At 57.9% G+C, this 14,806-nt stretch carries 14 protein-coding genes, 4 tRNA genes and 1 riboswitch; of the genes, 10 read left to right on the top strand and 8 right to left on the bottom strand.

Annotated elements, in window-relative coordinates:
• Nucleotides 1-82 precede the first annotated feature (82 nt).
• The gene (locus ACI77I_RS22330; RefSeq protein ID WP_032879834.1) at nt 83-592 is read right to left on the bottom strand and encodes a 6,7-dimethyl-8-ribityllumazine synthase; all 510 of its coding nucleotides are present in this window, start codon (nt 590-592) and stop codon (nt 83-85) included.
• Between the two features lie 113 nt (nt 593-705).
• Nucleotides 706-875: riboswitch (FMN riboswitch) on the bottom strand.
• Nucleotides 876-1,066: 191 nt separating this feature from the next.
• Between ACI77I_RS22330 and ltaE the strand changes: the two genes are divergently transcribed.
• The 8 genes from ltaE (at nt 1,067) to mgtE (ending at nt 8,807) form a co-directional block, all read left to right on the top strand.
• Entirely contained in the window at nt 1,067-2,071 is a 1,005-nt protein-coding gene (ltaE, locus tag ACI77I_RS22325; protein ID WP_094950500.1) for a low-specificity L-threonine aldolase, read from the top strand.
• 146 nt (nt 2,072-2,217) lie between these two features.
• Nucleotides 2,218-4,836, top strand: coding sequence for an alanine--tRNA ligase (alaS, locus tag ACI77I_RS22320; RefSeq protein ID WP_242152097.1), 2,619 nt, complete (start codon nt 2,218-2,220; stop codon nt 4,834-4,836).
• 97 nt (nt 4,837-4,933) lie between these two features.
• Nucleotides 4,934-6,175, top strand: a complete 1,242-nt coding sequence (locus tag ACI77I_RS22315) for an aspartate kinase (RefSeq protein WP_094950502.1) — start codon at nt 4,934-4,936, stop codon at nt 6,173-6,175.
• A 175-nt stretch (nt 6,176-6,350) separates the two neighbouring features.
• Nucleotides 6,351-6,539, top strand: a complete 189-nt coding sequence (gene csrA / locus ACI77I_RS22310) for a carbon storage regulator CsrA (protein WP_003175645.1) — start codon at nt 6,351-6,353, stop codon at nt 6,537-6,539.
• Nucleotides 6,540-6,601: 62 nt separating this feature from the next.
• A tRNA-Ser gene (locus ACI77I_RS22305) sits at nt 6,602-6,692 on the top strand.
• Nucleotides 6,693-6,800: 108 nt separating this feature from the next.
• Nucleotides 6,801-6,877 (top strand) — tRNA-Arg (locus ACI77I_RS22300).
• Between the two features lie 72 nt (nt 6,878-6,949).
• A tRNA-Arg gene (locus ACI77I_RS22295) sits at nt 6,950-7,026 on the top strand.
• A 338-nt stretch (nt 7,027-7,364) separates the two neighbouring features.
• Nucleotides 7,365-8,807: a magnesium transporter gene (gene mgtE, locus ACI77I_RS22290; RefSeq protein WP_094950503.1), complete on the top strand. Its 1,443-nt coding sequence runs from the start codon at nt 7,365-7,367 to the stop codon at nt 8,805-8,807.
• A 102-nt stretch (nt 8,808-8,909) separates the two neighbouring features.
• Here the strand turns inward: mgtE and ACI77I_RS22285 are convergent, their stop codons facing one another.
• The 3 genes from ACI77I_RS22285 to ACI77I_RS22275 form a co-directional block, all read right to left on the bottom strand.
• Nucleotides 8,910-9,236 (bottom strand): Arc family DNA-binding protein, encoded by a 327-nt coding sequence (locus ACI77I_RS22285; RefSeq protein WP_003193592.1) that lies wholly within the window; start codon nt 9,234-9,236, stop codon nt 8,910-8,912.
• A 393-nt stretch (nt 9,237-9,629) separates the two neighbouring features.
• Entirely contained in the window at nt 9,630-9,809 is a 180-nt protein-coding gene (locus ACI77I_RS22280; protein WP_406998444.1) for a PA3371 family protein, read from the bottom strand.
• 10 nt (nt 9,810-9,819) lie between these two features.
• Nucleotides 9,820-10,044 carry a hypothetical protein gene (locus tag ACI77I_RS22275; RefSeq protein WP_094950505.1) on the bottom strand — a complete coding sequence of 75 codons (225 nt, stop codon included), beginning with the start codon at nt 10,042-10,044 and terminating at the stop codon, nt 9,820-9,822.
• Nucleotides 10,045-10,367: 323 nt separating this feature from the next.
• Between ACI77I_RS22275 and ACI77I_RS22270 the strand changes: the two genes are divergently transcribed.
• Both ACI77I_RS22270 and ACI77I_RS22265 read left to right on the top strand, forming a co-directional pair.
• Nucleotides 10,368-10,444: transfer RNA gene (locus tag ACI77I_RS22270), tRNA-Arg, on the top strand.
• A gap of 276 nt (nt 10,445-10,720) precedes the next feature.
• Nucleotides 10,721-12,106: an MFS transporter gene (locus tag ACI77I_RS22265; protein ID WP_094950513.1), complete on the top strand. Its 1,386-nt coding sequence runs from the start codon at nt 10,721-10,723 to the stop codon at nt 12,104-12,106.
• A 61-nt stretch (nt 12,107-12,167) separates the two neighbouring features.
• On the opposite strand, the gene ACI77I_RS22260 is transcribed toward ACI77I_RS22265, so the two are convergent.
• From ACI77I_RS22260 to flgA, 4 genes are all read right to left on the bottom strand, one after another.
• Nucleotides 12,168-12,917: a flagellar brake protein gene (locus ACI77I_RS22260; protein ID WP_094950514.1), complete on the bottom strand. Its 750-nt coding sequence runs from the start codon at nt 12,915-12,917 to the stop codon at nt 12,168-12,170.
• A gap of 96 nt (nt 12,918-13,013) precedes the next feature.
• A complete protein-coding gene (locus ACI77I_RS22255) occupies nt 13,014-13,484 on the bottom strand; it encodes a flagella synthesis protein FlgN (protein ID WP_094950515.1) in 471 nt (156 codons plus the stop codon).
• 48 nt (nt 13,485-13,532) lie between these two features.
• On the bottom strand, nt 13,533-13,859 hold the full coding sequence (flgM, locus tag ACI77I_RS22250; RefSeq protein ID WP_094950516.1) for a flagellar biosynthesis anti-sigma factor FlgM: 327 nt from the start codon (nt 13,857-13,859) through the stop codon (nt 13,533-13,535).
• 142 nt (nt 13,860-14,001) lie between these two features.
• On the bottom strand, nt 14,002-14,760 hold the full coding sequence (flgA, locus tag ACI77I_RS22245) for a flagellar basal body P-ring formation chaperone FlgA (protein WP_094950517.1): 759 nt from the start codon (nt 14,758-14,760) through the stop codon (nt 14,002-14,004).
• Nucleotides 14,761-14,806: the final 46 nt, after the last annotated feature.

Genomic DNA, 14,806 nt, shown 5'->3' with positions numbered 1-14,806 from the left:
GTGACTGACACACCGAGGTGACTGCATCGCGGGCAAGCCCGACTCCCACACAAGCCCCTCCCACATTTTTTTGCGGTGTTGCTTAAACCGCTACAGCGCGCGGTTCACTGCGACGGATAGCGCGGACCTTGTGCAGCGTATCGGCGCAGGTGCGTGCAGCTTCCTGGCCCTTGTGCACAAAGTGCTCGTAGAAGAACGTGGTGTGCTCGCTGCCGGCGTGGAAGTGATGCGGGGTCAGGGACACCGAGAACACCGGCACTTCGGTTTCCAACTGCACCTGCATCAGGCCGCTGACCACCGATTGGGCGACGAATTCGTGGCGGTAGATGCCGCCGTCCACCACCAGCGCGGCGGCAACGATACCGGCGTAACGGCCGGTCTTGGCCAGCAGCTTGGCGTGCAGGGGCAGTTCAAAGGCGCCGCCGACTTCGAAGAAGTCGATGTCCGATTCCTGGTAGCCCTGGGCGATCATTTCGGCGAGGAAGCCTTTACGCGATTGGTCGACAATATCCTTGTGCCAACAGGCCTGGATAAACGCGACACGCTCGCCGTGATGGTTTTTGCTTTTGCTGTCGATTGCGGTGGGTTGCATGTTCTGACTCCTGTTTAAGAAAAAAACAGGGCGTTATGAATCGAATGGGATTTAAGGGTACGAAGCGCTGCGTCATGCAAGCATGAACCCGGCGCGCGGCCCTTAGGTGCCAATCCCGTTCTCTCTTCATCCGGACTATGACCGTCGGCCCCGGGATCACACCGGGTCTGCTGACCTTGTCGCCGTCCTGCGTGAGCAGTTCGAGGCGCCAAGCGCTCGCGGGCTATGCACATTGCGCGCAATTACCGCCGGTGGGGAATTGCACCCCGCCCTGAGAACGTTGCCGCCAGAACCCTGGTGGCGGAGAGTTTTTAACATGGTTTTTCAAAAACTGCACGATTGCCGCATCGATAACCTATATCGGTTTGTTTGGTTGGTATTCGATTGAAGTAACGTGGGGCTTGATATTGCGTGGCTTTGCCCGCAGTAATCATCCATAAAAGGAACTTATTTAACCCATTAGAGGCTTGTTTCATGTCTGTGATCGACCTGCGTAGCGACACCGTGACCCAACCCACCCCCGGCATGCGTGACGCGATGGCCAGTGCCGCCAGCGGCGACGACGTCTACGGCGAAGACCCGAGCGTCAACCACCTGGAGGCCGAACTGGCCAAGCGCCTGGGGTTCGAGGCGGCGTTGTTCGTGCCCACCGGCACCATGAGCAACCTGTTGGCGTTGATGGCTCACTGTGAGCGCGGCGAGGAGTACATCGTCGGGCAGCAGGCTCATACCTACAAATACGAAGGCGGTGGCGCGGCGGTGCTGGGCTCGATCCAGCCGCAGCCGCTGGAAGTACAGGCGGACGGCTCGCTGGATCTGGACCACGTGCTGGCAGCGATCAAACCCGACGATTTCCACTTCGCCCGCACCCGCCTGCTGGCCCTGGAAAACACCATGCAGGGCAAAGTGTTGCCGCTGGAATACTTGGCGAAGGCGCGTGCGTTTACCCGTGAGCATGGCCTGTCTTTGCACTTGGATGGCGCGCGAATCTACAACGCGGCGGTCAAGCTTGGGGTGGATGCGCGGGAAATCGCCCAGCATTTCGACTCGGTGTCGGTGTGCCTGTCCAAAGGCCTGGGTGCGCCGATCGGCTCAGTGTTGTGCGGCTCGGCGGCGTTGATCGCCAAGGCGCGTCGCCTGCGCAAGATGGTCGGTGGCGGTATGCGCCAGGCCGGCTCCCTGGCGGCGGCGGGGCTGTATGCGTTGGATCACCAGGTGCAGCGCCTGGCCGATGACCACGCCAATGCGCAGTGGCTGGGCGATGCGTTGCGCAAAGCCGGCTTTGAGGTGGAACCGGTCCAGACCAACATGGTGTATGTGCAGGTCGGTGATCGGGCGCAGGCCTTGAAGGCATTTGCTGCTGAGCGCGGGATCAAGCTGAGCGCCGCGCCGCGTCTGCGCATGGTCACGCATCTGGATGTCAGCCGGGCGCAGATTGAGCACGTCGTGCAGGCATTTGTCGATTTTTCGCAGAAATGACCGTGCCCGCCGTCTAATTGAGCGTTTCTATCGTATAAACACGCTGTACCACCGGCAAAGGGCCGATATAATGCGGCCCTTTGCCGTCGCTCCGTCTGATGATGTTGCGCACTGGCCTTTGGCCGCAGCCTCCGTGGAAGAACCTAATGAAAAGCGCAGAAATCCGTGAAGCCTTCCTTCGCTTCTTCGAAGAGCAAGGCCACACCCGTGTAGCCTCCAGCTCCTTGATCCCAGGCAATGACCCAACCCTGCTGTTCACTAACGCGGGGATGAACCAGTTCAAGGACTGCTTCCTGGGCCAGGAAAAGCGCGCGTATACCCGCGCGACCAGCAGCCAGAAGTGCGTACGCGCCGGGGGCAAGAACAGCGACCTGGAAAACGTCGGCTACACCGCTCGCCACCACACTTTTTTCGAGATGCTGGGTAACTTCAGCTTCGGCGACTATTTCAAGAAAGATGCGATTACGTTCGCCTGGACCTTCCTGACTGGCGTGCTGAAGCTGCCGAAAGAAAAGCTCTGGGTCACCGTCTACGCGACGGACGACGAAGCGTATGACATCTGGACCAAAGAAATCGGCGTTCCAGCTGAGCGCATGATTCGCATCGGCGACAACAAGGGCGCCCCTTACGCCTCCGATAACTTCTGGACCATGGGCGATACCGGCCCGTGCGGCCCGTGCACCGAGATTTTCTACGATCACGGCGCCGACATCTGGGGCGGCCCACCGGGCTCGCCGGAAGAAGATGGCGACCGTTACATCGAAATCTGGAACAACGTGTTCATGCAATTCAACCGCACCGCCGATGGCGTGTTGCATCCGCTGCCGGCGCCGTCGGTTGACACCGGCATGGGTCTGGAGCGGATCAGTGCGGTGATGCAGCACGTTCACTCCAACTACGAAATCGACCTGTTCACCAACCTGTTGAGCGCGTCTGCCGCAGCCATTGGTTGCGCCAACGAAGGCCAGTCTTCGCTCAAGGTGGTGTCGGACCATATCCGTTCCTGTGGCTTCCTGATCGCCGACGGCGTACTGCCGTCGAACGAAGGCCGTGGCTATGTGTTGCGCCGTATCATTCGTCGCGCCTGCCGTCACGGTAACAAGCTGGGCGCTACCGGTAGCTTCTTCTACAAAATCGTTGCCGCGCTGGTGGCCGAGATGGGCGATGCCTTTCCGGAACTCAAGCAGCAGCAGGCCAACATCGAGCGTGTGCTCAAGGCTGAAGAAGAGCAGTTCTCCAAGACCCTGGAACACGGCTTGAAGATTCTCGAGCAGGACCTGGCTGAGCTCAAAGGCACTGTGGTGCCGGGCGACGTGGTGTTCAAGCTGTATGACACCTACGGTTTCCCGATGGACCTGACCGCCGACATCGCCCGTGAGCGCGAGCTGACCGTCGATGAGGCGGGTTTTGAGCGTGAGATGGAAGCCCAGCGTGTACGCGCGCGTTCCGCCAGCTCCTTTGGTCTGGACTACAACACCTTGGTCAAAGTTGATGTGCCGACCGCGTTCACCGGTTATCAGGCCACGGCAGGCTCGGCCAAGATCGTGGCTATCTATAAAGATGGCAAGTCGGTTGACGTGTTGAGCGAAGGCGAAGAGGCGGTGGTGGTGCTTGACCAGACGCCGTTCTACGCCGAGTCCGGTGGCCAGGTGGGTGATTGCGGCTTCCTGAGCTCGACGTCCGGTCGTTTTGAAGTGCGCGACACCACCAAGACCGGCGGTGCGTTCCTGCACCACGGTGTGTTGGTGTTGGGTAACCTGACGGTCGGCGCGCCAGTCGACACCCAGGTTGATGCCGACGTGCGGCATGCAACTGCTTTGAACCATTCTGCCACTCACTTGCTGCACGCCGCGTTGCGTCAGGTGTTGGGTGAGCACGTGCAGCAGAAGGGTTCGTTGGTCGATAGCCAGCGCCTGCGCTTTGACTTCAGCCACTTTGAAGCGATCAAGCCTGAACAGATCAAGGCGCTGGAAGAGATCGTCAACGCTGAAATCCGCAAGAACACCCCGGTGGAAACCGAAGAAACCGATATCGAAACCGCCAAGAACAAAGGCGCCATGGCGCTGTTTGGCGAGAAGTACGGCGACGAAGTGCGTGTACTGAGCATGGGCGGCAGCTTCTCGGTGGAGCTGTGTGGCGGTATCCATGCCAACCGTACCGGCGACATCGGCCTGCTGAAAATCATCAGCGAAGGCGGTGTGGCCTCCGGCGTACGTCGTATTGAAGCGGTTACTGGTGCTGCGGCCCTGGCCTACCTCAATGCGGGCGAAGAACAACTCAAGGAAGCGGCCGGCCTGGTCAAGGGCAGTCGCGACAACCTGATCGACAAGCTGTCCGCCGTACTGGAACGCAACCGCGCGCTGGAGAAACAGCTGGAGCAGTTGCAGGCCAAGGCAGCCAGCGCGGCGGGCGACGATCTGTCGGCCTCGGCGCTGGACGTCAAGGGCGTGAAAGTTCTGGCCGTACGCCTGGACGGTCAGGACGGCAAGGCGCTGTTGGCCTTGGTCGATCAGTTGAAGAACAAGCTCGGCCGCGCAGTGATCCTGCTCGGCGGTGTCCATGAGGAAAAGGTCGTTCTGGTTGCCGGTGTAACCAAAGACCTGACTGGCCAACTCAAGGCCGGTGATTTGATGAAGCAAGCCGCTGCGGCAGTGGGCGGGAAGGGCGGTGGTCGTCCGGACATGGCGCAAGGCGGTGGTGTAGACGCCGGCAGCCTGGACGCGGCCCTGGCCCTGACCGTACCGTTTGTCGAAGCCGGTATTTAAGGCGCTATGGCTGAGCCCGTGGTCTAGTCATGGGCTCGTTCGGTTGCTGGAATATTTGTTTATTGGGCGCCCCTTTACGGGCTGAGGCGGCTTAGAAATGGCTTTGATCGTACAGAAATTTGGAGGCACCTCGGTCGGCTCTGTCGAAAGAATCGAGCAGGTCGCCGACAAGGTTAAGAAATTCCGCGACGCCGGCGACGACTTGGTGGTGGTGCTGTCAGCCATGAGCGGGGAGACCAATCGCCTGATCGATCTGGCCAAGGCAATCAGCGGTGATCAACAGCCGCTGCCGCGTGAGTTGGATGTGATCGTGTCCACTGGCGAGCAGGTGACTATCGCCTTGCTGGCTATGGCGCTGAATAAGCGCGGTGTGCCGGCAGTGTCCTACACTGGCAGTCAGGTGCGCATCCTCACCGATAGCGCACATACCAAGGCGCGCATCCTGCAGATTGATGATCAGAAAATTCGTACTGATCTCAAGGCTGGGCGCGTGGTAGTTGTAGCAGGCTTCCAGGGTGTGGACGAACACGGCAACATCACTACCCTTGGGCGTGGTGGTTCGGACACCACCGGTGTGGCGCTGGCAGCGGCCCTCAAGGCGGATGAATGCCAGATCTATACCGATGTGGACGGCGTGTACACCACCGATCCGCGCGTGGTGTCCGTGGCCCAGCGCCTGGACAAGATCACCTTTGAAGAGATGCTGGAAATGGCCAGCCTCGGTTCCAAGGTGTTGCAGATCCGCGCGGTGGAGTTCGCCGGCAAGTACAACGTTCCGCTGCGCGTATTGCACAGCTTCAAAGAGGGTCCGGGCACCCTCATTACTATTGATGAAGAGGAATCCATGGAACAGCCGATCATTTCCGGCATCGCTTTCAATCGCGATGAAGCCAAGCTGACGATCCGTGGCGTGCCGGATACCCCGGGCGTGGCCTTCAAGATCCTCGGCCCTATCAGCGGTGCGAACATTGAAGTCGACATGATCGTGCAGAACGTTTCGCACGATAACACCACCGATTTCACCTTCACCGTGCACCGTAACGAGTACGATGCGGCGGAACGGATCCTGCAGAACACCGCGAGCGAGATCGGCGCCCGTGAAGTGGTCGGCGATACCAAGATTACCAAGGTGTCGATCGTGGGTGTGGGCATGCGTTCCCATGCCGGCGTTGCCAGCCGCATGTTCGAGGCGCTGGCCAAGGAAAGCATCAACATCCAGATGATCTCCACGTCGGAAATCAAAGTCTCGGTGGTGATCGAAGAGAAGTACCTGGAACTGGCTGTACGCTCGCTGCATACCGCTTTTGAGCTGGATGCTCCGGCCCGACCGGGCGAGTGATGCGATGCCAGGAAGGCGCGGCTTACCGCGCCTTTCATTTTTTTGCCGGGCGCATGTTCTTTTTGGTGCGCTCGACAATACTTAGGCGAGTAGGGCTGTGACCTTTGGGTTGCAGTTCGAAGGCCTTTTTTTTGCAGACTGTTGTTCCTGAACTGAAATGCGTGAGGAGAAAGGTATGCTGATTCTGACTCGTCGTTGCGCAGAAAGCCTGATTATCGGTGATGGCGAAATCACCGTGACCGTGCTCGGCGTCAAAGGCAATCAAGTACGTATAGGGGTTAACGCTCCGAAAGAGGTAGCGGTCCACCGCGAGGAAATCTACCTGCGGATCAAGAAAGAGAAGGACGAAGAACCAAGCCTTTAATTTTTATCGTTTTTTATGTTTGCAAACGGGGATGAACGTGGTTAATATACGCCCCGTGTTGCGGAGAGCTGGCCGAGTGGCCGAAGGCGCTCCCCTGCTAAGGGAGTACACCTCAAAAGGGTGTCGGGGGTTCGAATCCCCCGTTCTCCGCCATTATTTGCTTAGTACGTTGCAATCTGGTTTTTTCGGTAAGTTGTTGAAATTGCTCGAAAAAATAGCTTTACATAGAGATTGAACGGCCTATAATGCGCGGCAACAAATGCACTCGTAGCTCAGCTGGATAGAGTACTCGGCTACGAACCGAGCGGTCACAGGTTCGAATCCTGTCGAGTGCACCATTTAAGAGTTAGTTGCAGCGATGCAGGTGACTCAGCTTCAACCAGTTGTGATCTGGTCTAAAAACACAATCTGCACTCGTAGCTCAGCTGGATAGAGTACTCGGCTACGAACCGAGCGGTCACAGGTTCGAATCCTGTCGAGTGCACCATACAAACAAAAAGCCCGCCTAGTGCGGGCTTTTTGCCGTCTGGGGTTTGTGTAGGGTTTCATCTTTTTCTCCAGCGCCATGTGTTTTCCTTTCAGCCTGCGTCGTCGCAGTTCTATATGCAGCCGATGTTCAGCTTTGGCTCGCAAGCGCTTGTTCTTTCCAGTTTTTTAACGTTTAAAACGGACGCAAGGTGTATCATTGCGCCCGTCAGCCCCGCCGGGGCTTGTGGAATACCTCCATGGACTTACCCAGTAGTTACTCAGTACCCCGTTTTTCCAATCATGAATTGACTGATTGATCCTTCCGGCGTGCCCCGCTGCTGGGAGTGGAGTTCGCCTATGACCGAAGTAGAAGTAAAGAAAACACAAGACAGCCTGCAGGATCGTTTGGCTCAAGTTATCGAGCTGCTGCAGCGCCAGCGCGTGGTCGAAGACCTCACGCACCGCCAGGAAGGTCCGCATCACGACCGCGTCGAAAACCTGGTGCACCGGCAAAACCTCGTCGAGTTGCAGCGCAAGCTCGACGACCTGCACTCCGCCGACGTCGCCTATATCCTCGAAGCCTTGCCGCTGAATGATCGACTGACCCTTTGGCAGTTGGTCAAGGCTGACCGCGATGGCGACATCCTGCTCGAAGTGTCCGACTCGGTCCGTGAAACCCTGATCGCCGACATGGACGATCACGAGCTCCTCGCTGCGGCCAGGGAAATGGACGCCGACGAGTTGGCCGACTTGGCCCCCGAGCTGCCCCGTGATGTTGTCCATGAGCTGATGGAGGCTCTCGACAGCCAGCAGCGTGAGCGTGTGCGTTCAGCGCTGTCGTACGATGAGGATCAGGTCGGCGCGTTGATGGACTTCGAGATGGTCACCATCCGCGAAGACGTCAGCTTGGAAGTGGTATTGCGTTACCTGCGCCGCCTCAAAGAATTGCCCGGTCACACCGACAAGCTGTTCGTGGTCGACTACGAAGGCATTCTTAAGGGTGTGTTGCCGATCAAGCGTTTGCTGGTGAATGATCCTGACAAGAAAGTTGCGGATCTGATGGCCAGCGATACCGTGAGTTTTCACCCGGATGAAGACGCCTATGAGGCGGCGCAGGCGTTTGAGCGTTATGACTTGATCTCGGCGCCGGTGGTCGACAAGAACGGCAAGCTGATCGGCCGTTTGACCATCGATGAAATGGTCGACCTGATCCGTGAAGAGAGTGAAACCGAAGTCCTCAACATGGCGGGTCTGCGTGAAGAGGAAGATATTTTTGCGTCGGTCTGGCGTTCCCTGCATAACCGCTGGGCGTGGCTTGCGATCAACCTGATCACCGCCTTCATAGCTTCACGTGTGATCGGGCTGTTTGAAGGCTCCATCGAGAAGCTGGTGGCGCTCGCGGCGCTGATGCCGATAGTGGCTGGTATCGGCGGCAACTCCGGTAATCAAACCATCACCATGATCGTGCGCGCGATGGCGCTGGATCAGGTGAGTACCGCCAACTCCTCGCGCCTGCTGCGCAAAGAGTTGGCCGTGGGCCTTATCAACGGCCTGGTGTGGGGTGGTGTGATCGGTGTGGTCGCCTATTTGCTCTATGGCAGTTGGTCACTGGGCGTCGTGATGACGGCCGCCATGACCCTCAACCTGCTATTGGCGGCGCTGATGGGGGTGCTGATCCCCATGACCCTGGCGCGCCTTGGGCGCGACCCGGCGATGGGCGCCAGTGTGATGATCACCGCCATGACCGACAGTGGTGGCTTCTTCATCTTCCTGGGCTTGGCGACGATCTTCCTGCTCTGATCCCTTCCCGCGGGAGCAAATCTGCTCCCGCTTTGCTTCTTCTACTCAAATCCCAGGCAAAAAAAAGCCAGCACATGGCTGGCTTCGGCTTTCAGTTGCAGATCAATTGGCTTCTGCGGCCGCCTCAACGTCGTGCGCAATAAGCGAGACGAGAGCATTTTGCTGGCGGTGGGAGAGCTGACGAAAACGCTGCAGCAGTTCGCGTTCGTGCAGTGACAGCTCTGGGCTGTCCAGGCGCATGCTCAACTCTTCGCCCAACGCACCTTCCTGAATGAGGCTTTGTTCGAGGCGCGCGATGATTTCGGAGTTCATGCTGCGGTGATGATTGCGAGCCACCTCGGCAATGCGTTCCCGCATTCCGTCTGGCAGACGTACGACGAACTTGTCAGCCGTACGGCTGGAATAAATTGCCTGTTTCAATGGGCGCATATATTTAACCGGTTAGTTCAGGGGAGCGGTTTTTGGAATTGGCCGCAAGATGAGTGTTAAGACAAGGCTCACGACCAAAGTTCAACCCGAATTGCAAAGAGGCCGCATCATGCCTCAGATTTGACATTTCCTTGGCGTCAATTCTGTGACAAATATTGAACCGCCTAAAGGCTTTATGCCAGCACTCATTTGCATTTTTGCGGACTGGTTTGAAAACTTTTCAACGAGTGATTCCGCGACGGAACTTCTCGTAAGTCCAGGCCACGACAGGGTTTGAGGCCGCACATCCTATAGCAATATGGCCTTTTGCCCTCGCATTTAAGACTAGTGGCAATTTGCCGATTTGCTAGGGCGTTGCGACATAAGGTAGGAAGGGGTGACGCGAGGAGGTTCTTAGCGCAGCACAGGATCGAACTTGATACGGCGCCCAATGATCAGCGTCAGAACCAGCAAACCAGCGAAGACGCCGGTGGCTATGAGCGCTGTTGTTTGGCCGTCTTGAGAGGGTGTGCTCAGGCCAAATAGGCCGGCTGCCAGGGTCAGGCACAGGAATAACCAGGCGGGTTTCGTCATAAAGGTTTCCTCAGAAAACCCAGTGTTCAGAGACGGGGGCTGCCTGAGTGTCTTGGGCCACACGAATCGGCGACTGCACAGTGGGGTTCATCACCGCCAATTGCGGACGCTGTTGCAGGTGGTGAGGCACCGGCTGGCTGATTTGCGCGACGTCATCTTGGGTTGCTTGAAAATGGAACATGACCAGTGCAGCCAGGGCCACAGCGTTGAGGCTTAACAGTAGGGCGCTGTTCATGTTCATGTTCTCCGCAGTGGCTGGGCCGAATGGTTTTGTAGGATAAGTATTGCAGGTCCCGTGCCAATCTTTTATATCAATAAAAACAATAAGTTAGGTGTTATTTTTAGTCATGCTACGTTGCAATTTGCAATGCGGCTATTTTGCAGGAGTGCAATTTGCACGATGGCGCCAAGTGCCCGGGTTTACTCGGCGAAACTGTAATCCCCACGACAAGGATCGGCCTACACTCAAAAAGCCAACGGACGACATGACAAAACCGACCTCGGCCGTTAACATGCACGCCGTCCGTCGCTGCGCTTTTGGCCCGATGGCTGTCATTTGTCCCAGTAGCTCAATTGGATAGAGCATCCCCCTCCTAAGGGGAAGGTTGGCCGTTCGAACCGGCCCTGGGACACCAGATTCAACGCTGAAAAGCCCCGTACAGATTGCTCTGGCGGGGCTTTTTTGTGGGTGCTCGTCAAACACCGGTCGAACCTTGCCGGCGATCGGTGTTCACAGCAGGTGCGCGATGTATTTATCGCCATCTTTGTACCTTGCACGCGGCCAGGCAACGTCTGAGCTATTAAGCAAAATATTCCCCGGATACCGATTTATCGCCTGTCCGGACCCGGCAACCCCGGACTATCATGCCGGTAGCCCTGTCACCCACTGCAAGGAGCCGCTCGGAACGCCGATGCGCCAAATCTGGAAATCTTTTCGAGCCCTTTATTTCGCCTCCTTGATGATGCTGATCGGCTCCGGCCTGCTCAGTACTTACCTGGCCCTGCGCCTCGCTGCCGACCATGTCGACAGCCTGTGGGTGGGTGCGCTGATGGCGGCCAACTACTTTGGCCTGGTGCTGGGCGGCAAGATCGGGCACCGCCTGATCGCCCGGGTCGGGCATATTCGCGCGTATGCCACCTGTGCCGGGATTGTCGGTGCGGCGGTGTTGGGCCATGGCCTGATCAACTGGCTGCCGGCCTGGATCGTGCTGCGGATGATCGTGGGCCTGGGGATGATGTGCCAGTACATGGTCATCGAAAGCTGGCTCAATGAGCAGGCGGACGCCAAGCAGCGTGGCGTGGTGTTCAGCGGCTATATGATCGCGTCCTATCTCGGCCTGGTACTGGGCCAGTTGATCCTAGTGATGCACCCCGAGCTCGGTCTCGAGTTGCTGATGCTGGTCGCCCTGTGTTTTGCGCTGTGCCTGGTGCCGGTAGCCATGACCCGGCGGATTCACCCGGCGCCCCTGCATCCTGCGCCGATGGAGCCGCGCTTCTTTATCAAACGTGTGCCGCAGTCACTGAGCACGGTGTTGGGCGCAGGGTTGATCGTCGGTTCGTTCTACGGTTTGGCGCCGCTCTATGCCTCGCAGCAAGGCCTGACCACCGAGCAAGTCGGTCTGTTTATGGGTAGCTGCATTTTTGCCGGGCTGTTGGTGCAGTGGCCGTTGGGTTGGTTATCGGATCGCTATGATCGAGCCTTGCTGATTCGTTGCTTTGCCTTGTGCCTGGCGGTGGCTGCATTGCCGTTGGCGGTGTTGACCAAAGTGCCTTTGGAAGTGCTGTTTGTGGCCGGGTTCCTGTGTTCCCTGGTGCAGTTCTGCCTGTATCCGCTGGCGGTGGCGTTTTCCAATGACCATGTTGAAGGCGATCGTCGGGTCTCGCTGACCGCCATGTTGCTGGTGACCTACGGCATCGGCGCAAGTATTGGGCCGCTGTTGGCCGGTGTGGTCATGAAGCTGTTCGGCAGCCACATGCTGTATGCGTTTTTCAGCCTGTGTGCGTTGATCCTGGTGTGGCGTATCCGGCCGAAGGCGGTGACCAACCTGCATCAGGTGGACGATGCGCCGCTGCACCACGTGGCGATGCCCGACAGCATGTCCAGCTCGCCGCTGGTGGCGTGCCTGGACCCGCGTGTAGACGAAGCCGTGGTACAGGAGCAAATGCAGACCGTTGTCCCGGACCCAGAGCCTGAAGCTGATCCGCAACAACCGGCGGATGAGCCGGCTTTTGAAGGTCCGCCGGAGCCTCTGGGGCCGGACGAGCATCCTCATGACTTGAGCAGGGCACGCCCCTGAAAGCAAAAACGGGCAGATCCCATCAGGATCTGCCCGTTTTTTTTGCCGCGACCTTTAAGGCTTAAAGGTCGTCGTCTTTGTCAAAGCGCCGCGCTTCACGCTGCAACTGGTACACAAACCGCTCCACCTGCCGTTGCACCAGGCCGCTCATGTTGTGGAAGCGCACACCGGCGAATGTGGTGTTGATCTTGTCTTCGAGGTGCAAGTAGCGCAGCTCGACGGAGGTGGTCATGCTGCCGAAGGGCAGGGCGGCGATAAAGCGATCGTAGACCTGGCCCAGTTGCAGGCGCTCGGAAATATCGCCCTCAAAGCGCAATTTGCAGCCGGTGGCGGAGATATCCAGCAACTTGCCGCTGATAGGCGCCTTGAGTTTCTCGCCACCCAGCTCGATGTTGACCAATTGCGCCAGCTTCAAGGCGGCGCGAAAAGCATTGCGACGCTGATGGTAGACCACTTCGTCGGGCATGCTGCCGGTGTAGATGCGATGGCCGTCTTTTTCGCTGATCGTCAGCGTGCCATTGCTTTCCCAGGCGACGCGTACGCCGTCATGAAAGCCTTCGATGCGGAACGGTTCGCCATTCTCAAGATAGCGTTCACCGTCGCGGGGGATCATTTCGTCCAGGGCCAGCGTCTTGCTGTCCCGGTCAACGTCCACCAAGTAGCTTTGGAAGCGCTGGCTGCGTTCGTGGAAAGTGATGATCAGCGGATCATGGCTTTCTTGCAGCATGCGCAACGTGCTGGCGATTTCCAGAGGCGTGGTGAGCACCTTGGGTGGCTGCGGGGCATCTTCCGCATTAAGGGCGTTGAACACGGTTCTTCCATCTCCAGACAAAATACGACTACACGCAAGAACCGGCATTTTGCCAGCATGTAGCGCGCCTTGGATAGGGCGCGCTGTAAACCAGCGTCAGGCCTGGCTGCGGGTGCTTGGCTTGACCAGGCGCGAGGTTGAGCCTTGGGCGTTGTAAAGGGCCGGAGGCTCTCCGCCGTGAAGTATGCGCAACTGGTTGGCGGTCGTGGCTTGCTGCAGCTGGATCGACTGACCGTTGAGCAGGTTGGCGTCCTGACACTCGGTGAGCAATTGGTTCAGTGCGGTGCTCTGCGCCAGCAACTGATCGCCGACTGAGGAGTGGCTAGCCAGTTGTGCGAGGCCGTCGTGATCAGCCGGTAGGCCGAGGCTGATGAGAATCTCGCTGCGCTTTTTGCCATGCTGCTCCAGCAGCACAATCAGCGACTGCTTGCGCGCCAGAATTTCTTCCAGCAAGCGCATGTCCCGGCCATAGAGTGCCAGGGATTCTTCTTTCAGCAGCTCGAGCAAATGTTGCGTCGGCGCCAGATCATCAATGATCAGTTCAAGCAAATGTTCGTCGTGGTGCATGGCTGGCCTTGGGTTTTAAGCGTCCAAAAGCCCTGCGCAGGCCTTTGCCTAGCGCTCGGCTTCGAAGTTAAGCAGCTTGCTGGCTACACGGTTGCTGTCGACTTTATAGCTGCCATCGGCGATTGCCTGTTTCAACTCGGCCACGCGGGCTTTATTGACAACCGGTTGGTCGCGCAGCGAGTCAGTGACCTTCTGCAACTGTTGAGCCTCATTGCTCAGGTGTACCGATTCCCCGCTTTGGCTGGCGCTGGCCTGTTCGGTCTTGGCGGCGGGCGCTGGCTGGGCCTTGGCTTCTACGCTGTCCTTGGCACCGCTGGTGCGCGTATTGCCGGGCAATGCCGGGGTGTTATTCAAACGACTGAAATCGATGACCATGATAAAAAAACCTCTGGGTATTTGGACGCTTGCCATGTTTTCGGCCATACCCGAACAAACTTTAGGCTCGAATGACAATAAACCTGTACAGGTCGACATCCAGCGCACAGTGTAGGAAAACCTGACGCTTGATACCAGTGATCTATAAAGCTACCTCGACTTGGCCCGGCGCGGTAACTTGAGCCTTGATCACGCGGTTGGAGTTGAGGTTCTTGACTCGTATCTGTTCGCTCATCCCTCCGTTGGACAGCGCTTCGCCCGGCATCTTTACCATCAGCCCGCCACTGCTGGCCGAAATCACCACTTGGTCACCCTTGCGAATCACTTCAGCCTGTTCCAGGTGGACGAGCGTTATCACCTGGTCGGTGACCATTGGTCGGGTAAGTTTTTGCCCGACGGCTTGGTCCACAGAGGTGAGGTAGCCCTGGCTGATCAGGCTTATGTCCCGTTCGCGCAGCGCAACGTCTTCAAAACCGATGATACCGGTGCGTTTGAGCGGGCGTGTGACGACCACTACATCGCGGAACAGCTTGACCTGGGCCGGTACGAATACGGTCCAGGGCGAAGCGCCGTCGCAACGCACTTTTACCGTCACGCGGCCGATGGGCTGGGCGGGGCTTTCCAGGGTGGCTGTCAATTCCTTGTCGCACATTGGCATGCGTAGGCGCGGGTCCAATTGGCTGACCTGGATTTCATAACGGCCAGGCGTCTGAGTGGTCGCCAAATAATCTTCTACAGTGAACTCAAGAAAGCCTTGAGTGACGCCGATAAGGAGATCAGGCAAGGTGACATTATCTGCACGGGCCGCCGTGCCCGAGCTCAAGGCGAGCAACGCCATCGTGACGCAGAGCAATCTGCGGTACCGTGGCAGGCGTCGGGAAACTGTCGTTTTAAAGTTCATAAATCAATAAATAGCAAAGCTCGTGCCGTTTTGTGTTGGGTACGCT

It is taken from the genome of Pseudomonas sp. D47 (assembly GCF_045447305.1).
Lineage (GTDB): Bacteria > Pseudomonadota > Gammaproteobacteria > Pseudomonadales > Pseudomonadaceae > Aquipseudomonas.
Note: the sequence above shows the minus strand (reverse complement) of the source record. Positions and strands in the feature narration are given on the sequence as shown.

Coding starts and splice junctions, on each gene's coding strand:
- ACI77I_RS22315 (WP_094950502.1), top strand. CDS start 4,934: ATGGCTTTGATCGTACAGAAATTTGGAGGCACCTCGGTCGGCTCTGTC.
- ltaE (WP_094950500.1), top strand. CDS start 1,067: ATGTCTGTGATCGACCTGCGTAGCGACACCGTGACCCAACCCACCCCC.
- csrA (WP_003175645.1), top strand. CDS start 6,351: ATGCTGATTCTGACTCGTCGTTGCGCAGAAAGCCTGATTATCGGTGAT.
- alaS (WP_242152097.1), top strand. CDS start 2,218: ATGAAAAGCGCAGAAATCCGTGAAGCCTTCCTTCGCTTCTTCGAAGAG.
- mgtE (WP_094950503.1), top strand. CDS start 7,365: ATGACCGAAGTAGAAGTAAAGAAAACACAAGACAGCCTGCAGGATCGT.
- ACI77I_RS22285 (WP_003193592.1), bottom strand. CDS start 9,236: ATGCGCCCATTGAAACAGGCAATTTATTCCAGCCGTACGGCTGACAAG.
- ACI77I_RS22265 (WP_094950513.1), top strand. CDS start 10,721: ATGCGCCAAATCTGGAAATCTTTTCGAGCCCTTTATTTCGCCTCCTTG.
- ACI77I_RS22255 (WP_094950515.1), bottom strand. CDS start 13,484: ATGCACCACGACGAACATTTGCTTGAACTGATCATTGATGATCTGGCG.
- flgM (WP_094950516.1), bottom strand. CDS start 13,859: ATGGTCATCGATTTCAGTCGTTTGAATAACACCCCGGCATTGCCCGGC.
- flgA (WP_094950517.1), bottom strand. CDS start 14,760: ATGAACTTTAAAACGACAGTTTCCCGACGCCTGCCACGGTACCGCAGA.
- ACI77I_RS22280 (WP_406998444.1), bottom strand. CDS start 9,809: ATGACGAAACCCGCCTGGTTATTCCTGTGCCTGACCCTGGCAGCCGGC.
- ACI77I_RS22330 (WP_032879834.1), bottom strand. CDS start 592: ATGCAACCCACCGCAATCGACAGCAAAAGCAAAAACCATCACGGCGAG.
- ACI77I_RS22275 (WP_094950505.1), bottom strand. CDS start 10,044: ATGAACAGCGCCCTACTGTTAAGCCTCAACGCTGTGGCCCTGGCTGCA.